We start from the raw sequence: 10519 nt of genomic DNA, 5'->3' as shown, positions 1-10519 counted from the left end.
TGTAAGCCCAAAACCTTTAGCTGGCTTGGTTTACAGGCGATTGTCGCCCCTTGAAACCTAAGCCATTAAAACTAGGTGGTATACCTCCAGATGGGGGAGGAGGATTAAAGCTAGAAAAGCCACCCTTGAGGGCATCAACGATGTCGTTACCTATACCAGTATTAATGATACCGTCATTGTAAATACCAACGCTTAAACCATTACCAATAATAGTGTCATTGCCTGCACCGGTATTGATAGTGCTGTTGTTGCTGCTGTTGTTCGCGTAGTAGGGGCTGTTGTAGATCCCTACGTTGCCACTGCCAGTGATTGTGTCGTTACCAGCACCAGTATTGATGGTGCTGTTGTTACTGCCGAGGAAGGGGCTGTTGTAGATCCCTATGTCGCCACTGCCAATGATTGTGTCGTTACCAGCGCCGGTATCGATGGTGCCGAAGGAATTTAAGATTCCAGAGCCTCCATTGTTATTGGACGACGTAGCATTGCCAGTTATTGAGTCATTACCATCACCAGTATTGATGATGCTTCTGTTGACAATACCGTTTAGGTCAGCATTACCAATGATTGAGTCTTTACCATCACCAGTATTAATGATGCCTTCGTTGAGGATTCCCCCCAAACCAGTGCTAGGCCCTGTGCCAATGATTGTGTCGTTACCAGCGCCAGTATCGATGATGCTGCTTTCTTTGTTGAATATACCTACGAAGTTGCCAATACCCTTTATTATACCAGTAATTCTGTCGTCACCAGCGCCAGTATTGATGCTACCAGTATTTTCGATAGCACTGCCACTTCCACTACGATCAACTGTGCCAGTGGAGCTAATTGTGTCGTTGCCAGTCCCGGTGTCAATTGTACCGGAGTTATCGAGAACTCCACCGTTTGAGCCGCCGCCGTTAAACAGCTTACTGCTAGTCGCTGTAATCGTGTCGTTACCACACCTGGTATCAATATTACCTCTGTTTCTGATGCCAGAGCTTTGGAAAAATGGGTCGTAACTAGTGTTAGTGCTAGTGCCAGTGATTGTGTCGTTGCCAGATCCGGTATTGATGGTGCCGTCGTTTTGGATTCCGATCTGAGTGCTAGTGCCAGAAATTTTGTCGTTGCCAGATCCAGTATTGATAGTGCCGTCGTTTTGGATTCCGATCTGAGTGCTAGTGCCAGAAATTTTGTCGTCACCGCCTAAGGTATTAACGGTGATACCGGAGAGAATCTTAATACTAATAGAATCGGTGGTATTGACGGTCACTACATCTTTAAAATTAGTCCATCTGCCTAACAAAGTTGAAGGGTTCGTCTCTAAATACCAACCATTGATGTCTAAAACAACCGTTTTTGAATCAGGCATAACTTGTTTACCGTACAAAGGTTTAACACATGATCATTTTTAGAGGTTATAACTTTTCACGCTAAGTTTTCAAACAACTAAACAACATATTTTTTTCACAGGTTGATTCCCAATAATCAGAGATTAATGAAAATATAAAAGCGAAAAATCAGCGTTTGGAAAAATCCTTAAAATGAGCTTTTCCACATCCGGTGAAAAGTCAGCTATAGGTTAGGGTATTGCAACTACATTTCTAAATGTAGATTTTCGTGTGTGGTTTCTCTTAGATTAATTTGTGTACTCTTCTTCGAGAAGTATAAATAAGTGAGTGAGAAAAATTCCAAATATGTAATCAAAAATTACTTAGAGCTGATTCGTAAAGAAAATCTAAAGAGAACTAAATCTGCCTTGACTAAGGTTATAGGCTAAATCGAGTGGGGAGCAACGCGAAAAAGTGAGATCGTCGTGAAATGAGCTGGCGTTGCGGGGGTAGCTGGGGTAGCTGGGGGAGGAAAGAGAAAGATTTAGTAAATTTTGCTCCTAAAACTATACTAAATCCACTTAAATTCTTTGTCTTCCCCAGCCTCCCCAGCCTCCCCAGCCTCCTCAGCCTGACAGGTGTAGGTTTATTACATAGGAGTGAGTGTTCATCAACAAAAACAAGAAAATAAAATGTAGAACCAACGTAGGTAGGCTGCATGAGATGCTGAAGAATAAGTATCTCAAGCAGTGGTCTTGTATAGTGTCAGAGCACATGCCTCATCTATCGATACCGCAAGCGATAGGACTGGCAACATGGAGTTTTGGCATGGTGATGACAAAATCGAGTAGTTTGACACAGGTGTCAAAATTTATTGCCAGTATCAATCAAGAAAAACCAAATACGGTACGTCAACGCTTAAAAGAATGGTATCAGGAAGCAGAAGCCAAAAAAGGAGATCAGCGTTGTAGCCTTGATGTCAGCAGTTGTTTTGCACCGTTACTGTTGTGGGTAATTAATCTATTACCCACAAAAATTGAGCAAATTGCTTTAGCACTGGATGCAACAAGTATTAGTAACAAATTCACGGTTTTGTCAATTAATGTACTGCTAGCAGGGTGTGGAATCCCGATTGCATGGTGCATTGTTGAGGCCGGTGAACCTGGAAGTTGGAAACCACAAGGCGCAAAAACTCATTAAACATCTCAAAGGTGTGATTCCTCAACAGTGGAATGTGATTGTGGCTTGCGACCGAGGACTGTATGCAGATTGGCTCTATGAAATGATTGTGGGCGTTAACTGGCATCCATTTCTACGTATTAATCATCAAGGAACTTATCAAATACCACCATGCCGTACTTGGCGACCGCTTGCCGAAGTTGTCAATACACCTGGACAATCAAGGTCTGCTCGAGTTGTTTGCTTTAAAACTAATCCACTCGAATGTACTCTATTAGCACGTTGGGATATTGGCTATAAAGATCCTTGGTTAGTGTTAACTGACCTGGAACCAAATCAAGCCGATGTTTTATGGTATGGTTTGCGTCCTTCAACCGAATGTGTTTACCGTGATCTCAAATCTGATGGTTGGCAGTGGCATAATACTCGCTTGCTCTCACCGCAACGTGCTGAACGTCTCTGGTTAGCGATCGCCTTGGCAACATTGTGGATGGTTATGCTTGGTGGCGAAGCAGAAAATCAATCTCCTACCCCAAACTACCAACAACTTCCCAACAAACATATCGCCTTTTCTAAGCCTTTTAATCCAAAACCATTACGTCAGATTTCTTGTTTTCTTCTGGGTTTTATTACCCTGATTGCTGATTTGCTTAATGGTTTGTCAATTCATCTTCATCGTTGGAGTTCCTTCCCTCCTACTCCTGTTGATGCTTTCTATTACTCCTCCTCATTGTAAAATACCTACACTTGTCAGGCCCCCTCAGTTCCCAGGCGCGACCGGGCAAGGAAGTTATGCAGTAATGGCAGCCAAAATCCCTATAAATAGAGCTTTTGGGTAAGTCAATCAATTCCGTTTCTTACAAGGCTTTCTTAAAACCGCCCCAGAACATAATTAATTTCATTATTATTACTTGATAGGCATTGATTAAAATCTATGTTATGACTCATTGAGGCGATCGCCACTAGGTTGCGGTAAGCGTTATTCATACTAGATAAATCCAAATCGGGTCTTGTTGTCGCACACTAGTAGCGATAACGGGAACACATTTACCCCATTCCCACTTTTGCAGCACTGTACGGATGGTAAATTCTATAGTTTGACCCATAGAGCCACAGAATTGTTCTTGTGCAAGGTTCTCTAAGTTCTCTTGAGTAGCGGGAATGTAGTGGAAATAAGTCATGTTAATGTCAAGATTACCAAGTTGATAAATCCAACCTGCTCCAAACCTTTCTACTAGTGGATAAATTGCCTTTCTTACAGCTGACTCGTTTTCTGTAAAATAACTTCTGGCTGTATTTTGCTTTGAGGGCATTGGCAGCGTCGTCCACAAGAACCTTTCCTGTAGCGAATGTCCAACAGGTTCATAAAGTAAATCCGTCTTTTTTAACCAAAAATCTGACTGTTCTAACAGTTGGTTAATAGCCATTTCTTGAACCATTGGGGAGCTATAAATCATTTGCTGTAGATCCATAGCTATCTGTTTTTTGCCCTGACCATAGTTTGGGTCTAACCGTTTACGCCGTTTTGCTTCACCCATTACCTATGCCTCTATGTTCACCTGAAATTTCTGCTCCCCAATACAAGTAAATTGCCTCAGATTAATGTTTATTGACTGAAAAATACGTCAGCAATACATCTTTTACATTCTGCCATATTTCAATGGGTATCAAAGATTTGTTCAATTTAGTCCTGTGGAGAGGCTAGAGGGACATTCCTAAGGAATGTCTGATTGATTGTTGCTGTTCTTCTATTATTTCTTGCAATATCTGGTTGCAATCGTGCCAAAACTGAATGTCTTTTTTCTCTATGTCTCCCACATTAATCAGTGAATACTCAAGCTCACCCGACTGATTTCGGTTGAGGGACACGCGAAAAATCTCACCTCGTTCATCATGGGTAAACACCAACTCTCTACCCTGTTTCTCTAGAGTTGCACCCGTATCATTCCCAAGCGCTTCTTACCTTGGGAAAAACCTGTCCAAAATTGGTCACGAATTTGCTGCAAAAAAGTGGGCAGGCTTAATAACACAAACTCAATTCCTCTTCTGTGGCGGAGTAACAATCCAAATAGTGCATTTCTTATTTTTATCCTGCTGGCACTTGAGTATTCGGTCAATATTCCACTCCACCAAATTCCGCCCCAAAGTATTTTGATCATTGTTGTACTTCCACAACATCACAAATAAACCACAAAGAAAACCAGCCCCCGTAGCCAAAGCCAAAGCTGTCAGTGGCGTAAACCACTCAAACACTTGCATCCATATTGCTTTTGAGCGAAATTCTTGAATCTCACTCTTGACCAGATTAGCTAGTTGATTTGCATATTTCAGGTTTTCAATTGGTTCAGAGACTTGGTTCATCAAAACCTGCATTTGATTTGCCCAAATCTCCCTCTCCCGCTTCACATTAGAGCAGAGAACAGCAACTTCCTCCTTTAACCGCGCCGCCTCTGATGCCGCAGAGGATGCTTGTTTCAGCGTCTCTTGATTCGCCTGGGCAATCGCTGATGTTGTTGCCATGCCTACTTCTTTCATTTCCCCCACATAACCCAGACTGACTTCCACTAAAGTCCGCTTCATAGTCTGAGCCTGTTCTTGCTGCATGACTTGAAATTGACTTCTCGCTTGCTGAATTGACTCTAAACTCTCTTGTGATTTCTCTTTCCACTCATTTAAAAGTTCAGATAATTCAGTCGGAGCCGTTTCTAACAAGACTCGCATCTGTCCCGTCAGAGCTAACACCAAGAACATTGGATCTGATGGGTCTAGTTCACTTATCTCTATAATCTCATATACCTTAGCCTTAACCGACGGCGGCTCGGATGCTAGACATATATCCAAGACTTCCAGAGCCTTCTTATTTAACCTCTTCATACCAGATACCTACTGTTTCAAAAGCAGCGTAAGCAAGCTTGAGGAAATTTACCACTCTCTGTTTACTAATTATTCCAAATTCTTTATACGCTCTTGCCTCAGCAAACGTTAATCGATTCTGGTCTATGATATTTCTTTCTTTATACGCAAGTTTCGGAAAATCTATAGTCTTGATATTATACTTTTTTACTATATTTTGTATAGCAGTATCTGAGTTAACGTGTTCCCAGTCATCACATAACCCGAAATTTTTCACCAAGATATGAGAAATTTTGTCACCAGAGCTATTCACAGACTGTCTAAACAGGTTTAGACTGTCATATCCTCCTGTTGACACAAACCACTTACAAAAACTTACTCCCTCTGACTCACCCAGTTCAATTAACTGGTTCTTCTCAATCCAGGATTGAACTGCTCGATGTGATTGTGCCGCTAAATTGACAACCACTGTCTTGCTCATCGCTAACTCAAAGATTCTATCCGCTTTATCAGCTTGCTTTTCATCCTCTGTAAACACAGCCAACTGACATATTCCCTTGTACACTCCAGCTACATCTGGATTTGACCTATCCGTCTCCACTGGTACAAACGGCATTTTCTTATCCAGACAATACTGAATCATTGTCCTAGCTACTAGAGACTTTCCTACACCGCCCTTTTCACCATCTATCAAATGAATCGTTGGCATATCCAATACCCTAATATTGATTAAAGTCAGATGAGATATCATCTTTTGATGATGGTGTTTTTGGTGTTTGTCGTTTACTACCTTTAGTAATTTTCTCTGATGGCTCTTGCAATTCTTTTGATGACTGCTCCTGTTGACTCGCTACAGCAGCATCAACTACATCAGATACAGATTTAGTAGAATCTGATGTTAATGTACCTTCTTCTACATTGGCATCATCTGCTGGTAAATTCTCAGTTACCGAATCAGCCTGCTTAACTTGTTCTGACTTTGCTCCTCGCTTGCGAGAACGTTTCTCTCTTTCAATCTCAGTTAAATATTGCTTAAGTGTAGCTGCCGAAATCTTAATTTCTTGTTTTGCAAGTATAAGAGATAAGTCTTGATAACTATAGCCTTTCTTCAAAGCCGATTGTAACTTCTCGCGCAGAAAAGAAATACTCTCTCGCAGTGATAGTTCTTCTTTAGCCTTATCTTCTAACTTCTCTAATTCCGACAAAGTTGTTTGAACTTTCTCCAAAGGAATCTTTTGTCCCGGCTTTGTGCGTACCATCTATTCTGCTATGCGGCTGAAAATTTCACTTATCCTAACATCAAGCAAAAGCCGAAAAAAATAAAAACTTACTTAGTAACTAAACTTTACTTAACACCAAAAACCAACGCCTACCCCAGATTCTCTGCTGAACCCACACCAAGACTAACGCCAAGCCAAGCGATTCTTCTTTTCCCAGTAGCTCGTAGAATCCCCAAAAACCCCGCCGGAGCTACTGAAAGACGTGGGTTGGGTAGCCAGTATTATTGTTACTCACTCCACAATTTTGCCCCAAAGGGGTCGCTGCGCTCAAAATTGTTCGTTCGAGAAAGCGGGGCATAACCCCAGTATACCCGTTTAGGTTACAGTAATTACAACTACTGGGAAAGAAGAAAAGCAGGGGGGCTGGGGTAGCAGGGGGAGCAGGGGGAGAATTAGTTATTAGTCAACAACTATTGAATCAAGTTAGATGCTCTAAGCAATATAAGTTAATGAGCATGACATTCAAATTCAAACTATATTACTTCTACTTCTTCTCTCCCCCAGCCTCCCCTGCTCCCCCTGCTTGACTGAACGTTCAGTTTATCGGCTCCACTCGCTATGGCATACGGTATCTGTAGAATCCAGAAACTCAAGGCTGGCTCTCTTGGTGGGTCAGGCAGACACACCAATCGGGAACGCTACACCCCCAACGCAGATCCAACTAAAGAAAATATTCGCATCATTGGAGAGCCGGACGGCATCAACACCCCAAATCTCGAAACTATTGTGAGAGAGAAAATTGGCAACCAGACGATTCGCAAGAATGCTGTGATGGCTGTTGAATTTCTGCTGACTGCCAGCCCAGAATACTTTCGACCGGATGACCCAGGCAGAGCCGGATATTATCATCAACAACGACTAGAGGACTTTCAAAATATTGCCTGTGAATGGCTAATCAATTCCTACGGCGACCGCATCGTTAGAGCCGAATTACATCTTGATGAATCTACACCCCATATCCATGCTTATATGGTTCCTCTGGATGAAAAGGGTAAACTCAACTGTCGCGCTTTGCTTGGTGGTAGTCGTCATCGCTTAAGTGAGTTGCAAGATAGTTTTGCTACTGCTGTGGCTCCCTTGGGACTTGAACGGGGCATTAAAGGCAGTTTAGCCAAGCACACAAGAATCCAACAGTATTACTCTGCTATCAATAAAGCTCCTGATATTAATCTCGATACCGAGACAATGAAACAACAGGTAGCTGATAGACAACGGGCATTGAAAAAAAGTGCAGTTATGGAGAAAACTGCGGCTCATCTTGCCCAGGAGAATCAACAACTACAACTGCAACTATCTATTGCACTAGCAGAGGCTAAGAAACAAAAAGAAGAAGCTGTTAACTGGCAGAAAAAATATCAAGATTTAGCTAATACTGTGCGGGATTTTCCCCTGGCAGAAGTTGCATATCAGCTTGGTTTAGAAGCAGACCCCAAGGATAAACATAAATGGCATAACACGGAACACATTATCAATATCACTGGCAGCAAGTTTTATGACTGGAAGGCTCTTAAAGGTGGTGGTGGTGCAATTGATTTGGTGATGCACGTTAACCAATATGACTTTAAGCAGGCTGTCACTTGGCTGAATGACCGTTTGGGTGAAGGTGCAATGTTAGAGGCCACGTGCTACTATGCCAAGGATGTTGTTCTAACTCAACCAGTTCCTCAATTTACTCCCCCTGTTGTTGATGCTGATAAATGGCAGCAGGTGAGAAATTACCTGAGAACTGAGCGTCAATTGCCTAGTAGTTTGGTTGATACTCTTCATGAGCAGGGGTTGATATATGCAGACAACAAACAAAATGCTGTGTTCCTTCGTCGTTCTCTGGATGGTCAAACAATCACTGGGGCATCTTTGCGAGGGACGGCAGGAACAGACAACAATTTTAAAGGGTTAGCTCGTGGCTCTAAGCGTTCTGATGGCTGGTTTTATTTCCTGCGCGGGGGACAGTCAAGCGACCCTGTGCAACGGGCGGTACTGGTGGAATCTGCGATTGATGCAATGTCAATTGCTGTTTTAGAGCGTACTGATTCCCGCCGCACTCTTTATTTATCTACAGATGGTGCTGGCCATGTGCCTGTGGACTTTTTACGGGTGCTGCCAGCAAAGTCTGTGATTGTTGCTTATGATAATGACTCTGCTGGTCTTGAGTTGGCACAAAAGGTCATGTCTGTGTTGCCTAATTCGGTCGCTAATTTCCCTCATGCTAAAGACTGGAATGAGGAGTTGAAGAATTACCTCAATTTTGAGCAACAACAACAGCAGCGACGACAGCAGCAACCCAGAAAACAACAGCACCGGGGTTTTAGTCTTTGATGAAGAGGAGCAACGTCAGCAGAATACAAAAGCTGTATTCATTACTGTGTAAGCATTTTGGGCAATTAGCCTTAATAGTAATGTTAGTTTAATGTGTTTCACATTATTAGTACATTGCCAGCACGTTGTTTAGCAGTATTAATAATGTGCCAATAATGCGTTATAAGGTTATGACAACTTATTAATACCGTAAATAACAGTATTAAACAATGTTCTAGTACAGCACTTAACAGCACTTGGTACATTACTAATAAGGGAGAGTGCAGTATTGGCAATGTTGAAGTAAGGCATTCCACTGTACACGCACATTGTAAACACCTTGACTAGCTGTGAGGGCAATGTATGGAAGAGGCTGATAGCAAGAGTGTACAAGTCACAGTCTATTTACCGAAGGATGTGCATGAGCAACTTAAAAGCTGGATGGACAAGAACTACCAGCGTTCTGTCTCCTCTGCCATCTCGCTGATTGTTGAACACTTTCTTCAAAAAGATGGCCGCCCTCTGGGAGATATCGACCTTGGGCCAAGGGTGGCTGCAATAGAACAAGAGAACATACCCCCCCGGCTTGCCCTGATAGAACAGCAGATGCAGCAGCTAAGGTCAGCCTTGATTGCAGCTGGAGCTATTAGCCTAGCTAGTGGGGTAGAAGAACATCTAGCAGAGAACACCAGCATTGAAGGCGGTAAGTTCCTCTACTCAGTCAAGGAAGCCAGGGAGGGGTTGAGTAAAACCGAAATCATACGCCGTCTGGACTTGACCCCTACTACAATAAAGCGGCTGGCTGAAACTGAAAGGATGACAGAAGAGAAATATTTGGCTAAAGTCACTGGCTGGCAGTTGGGTAGTGGTGAGCGTCCAAAATTTTTCCCGCCACAGTCCAATGCACAAGAGCAGGATTAATTTAAAAAAAGATTTTCTCAGTATGGCAAATTTTGGGTAATAAAGCTGTTCAGTGTGTCATGGCAGTTTTATGGTAAATCTATGGTAAATCTATGGCAGTTTTATGGTAAATCCATGTCACTTTCATGTAAAAGTCTTGGGCTGTCAAAGTTTGAGATGTCAAGGTTATGTTAAATCCTTGGTAAATCTATGGTAGTTTCATGGCAAATTCATGGTAAATCTATGGCAATTTTTTCAGTCAAAGGCTGAAATGCTTGAAAAATCGTTGCCGCTACAGCAAACACTGCTCTTTTACATTGCCTGTACATTGATTAGCAGTAGTTTTAATGTGCTGTTACTGTGGAACACATTACTGACACCTTGCCTGTACATTGGATTAGCAGTATTTTTAATGTGCTGTTACTGTGAAACACATTACTCACACCTTGCCTGAGCATGGGGAGTGCAGTAATTGTTATGTGAGAGCCTAGTAAAATACTGTCAAGATGCAGGGTATGGTTAGAATTCAAGATTTTTAGGCAGGCCAACACTAACCTATAGCACTCAGACTTTAGGTAATTGCAATGGCTTTGGCTTTAACTAATTGGCTACCTTTTCCTTGGTTAAGTTAGAAGAGATAAACTCCTCTAGTTCAAGGGGCGACAAGAGAGCTAAAGTGCTTGCTGTATAAGCTTCATAGCTCTT

At 42.3% G+C, this 10519-nt stretch carries 10 protein-coding genes; 4 read left to right on the top strand and 6 right to left on the bottom strand.

What is annotated here, in order from left to right:
* Window positions 1-16: 16 nt before the first annotated feature.
* The gene (locus AC5JL8_RS38435) at window positions 17-1348 is read right to left on the bottom strand and encodes a beta strand repeat-containing protein (RefSeq protein ID WP_495884923.1); all 1332 of its coding nucleotides are present in this window, start codon (window positions 1346-1348) and stop codon (window positions 17-19) included.
* Window positions 1349-2081: 733 nt separating this feature from the next.
* Here AC5JL8_RS38435 and AC5JL8_RS38430 point away from each other — a divergent pair.
* Window positions 2082-2507, top strand: a complete 426-nt coding sequence (locus AC5JL8_RS38430) for a hypothetical protein (protein ID WP_495884922.1) — start codon at window positions 2082-2084, stop codon at window positions 2505-2507.
* Complete coding sequence (locus tag AC5JL8_RS38425; RefSeq protein WP_495884921.1) at window positions 2464-3222, top strand: transposase; 759 nt, start codon at window positions 2464-2466, stop codon at window positions 3220-3222. Before AC5JL8_RS38430 ends, AC5JL8_RS38425 begins: the two co-directional genes overlap by 44 nt.
* A gap of 247 nt (window positions 3223-3469) precedes the next feature.
* On the opposite strand, the gene AC5JL8_RS38420 is transcribed toward AC5JL8_RS38425, so the two are convergent.
* The 5 genes from AC5JL8_RS38420 to AC5JL8_RS38400 form a co-directional block, all read right to left on the bottom strand.
* Window positions 3470-4024, bottom strand: a complete 555-nt coding sequence (locus AC5JL8_RS38420) for a hypothetical protein (protein WP_495884920.1) — start codon at window positions 4022-4024, stop codon at window positions 3470-3472.
* A gap of 163 nt (window positions 4025-4187) precedes the next feature.
* Entirely contained in the window at window positions 4188-4391 is a 204-nt protein-coding gene (locus AC5JL8_RS38415; protein WP_495884919.1) for a hypothetical protein, read from the bottom strand.
* Between the two features lie 129 nt (window positions 4392-4520).
* A complete protein-coding gene (locus AC5JL8_RS38410) occupies window positions 4521-5360 on the bottom strand; it encodes a DUF6753 family protein (protein ID WP_495884918.1) in 840 nt (279 codons plus the stop codon).
* On the bottom strand, window positions 5344-6048 hold the full coding sequence (locus AC5JL8_RS38405; protein WP_495884917.1) for a P-loop NTPase family protein: 705 nt from the start codon (window positions 6046-6048) through the stop codon (window positions 5344-5346). Before AC5JL8_RS38405 ends, AC5JL8_RS38410 begins: the two co-directional genes overlap by 17 nt.
* Window positions 6049-6058: 10 nt before the next feature.
* Entirely contained in the window at window positions 6059-6598 is a 540-nt protein-coding gene (locus AC5JL8_RS38400; RefSeq protein ID WP_495884916.1) for a hypothetical protein, read from the bottom strand.
* Window positions 6599-7177: 579 nt separating this feature from the next.
* Here AC5JL8_RS38400 and mobV point away from each other — a divergent pair.
* The gene (mobV, locus tag AC5JL8_RS38395) at window positions 7178-8935 is read left to right on the top strand and encodes a MobV family relaxase (protein WP_495884915.1); all 1758 of its coding nucleotides are present in this window, start codon (window positions 7178-7180) and stop codon (window positions 8933-8935) included.
* A 342-nt stretch (window positions 8936-9277) separates the two neighbouring features.
* Window positions 9278-9835, top strand: a complete 558-nt coding sequence (locus AC5JL8_RS38390) for a hypothetical protein (protein ID WP_495884914.1) — start codon at window positions 9278-9280, stop codon at window positions 9833-9835.
* The last annotated feature ends 684 nt before the right edge of the window (window positions 9836-10519 follow it).

The sequence above is a fragment of the Mojavia sp. genome, assembly GCF_059505145.1.
Note: the sequence above shows the minus strand (reverse complement) of the source record. Positions and strands in the feature narration are given on the sequence as shown.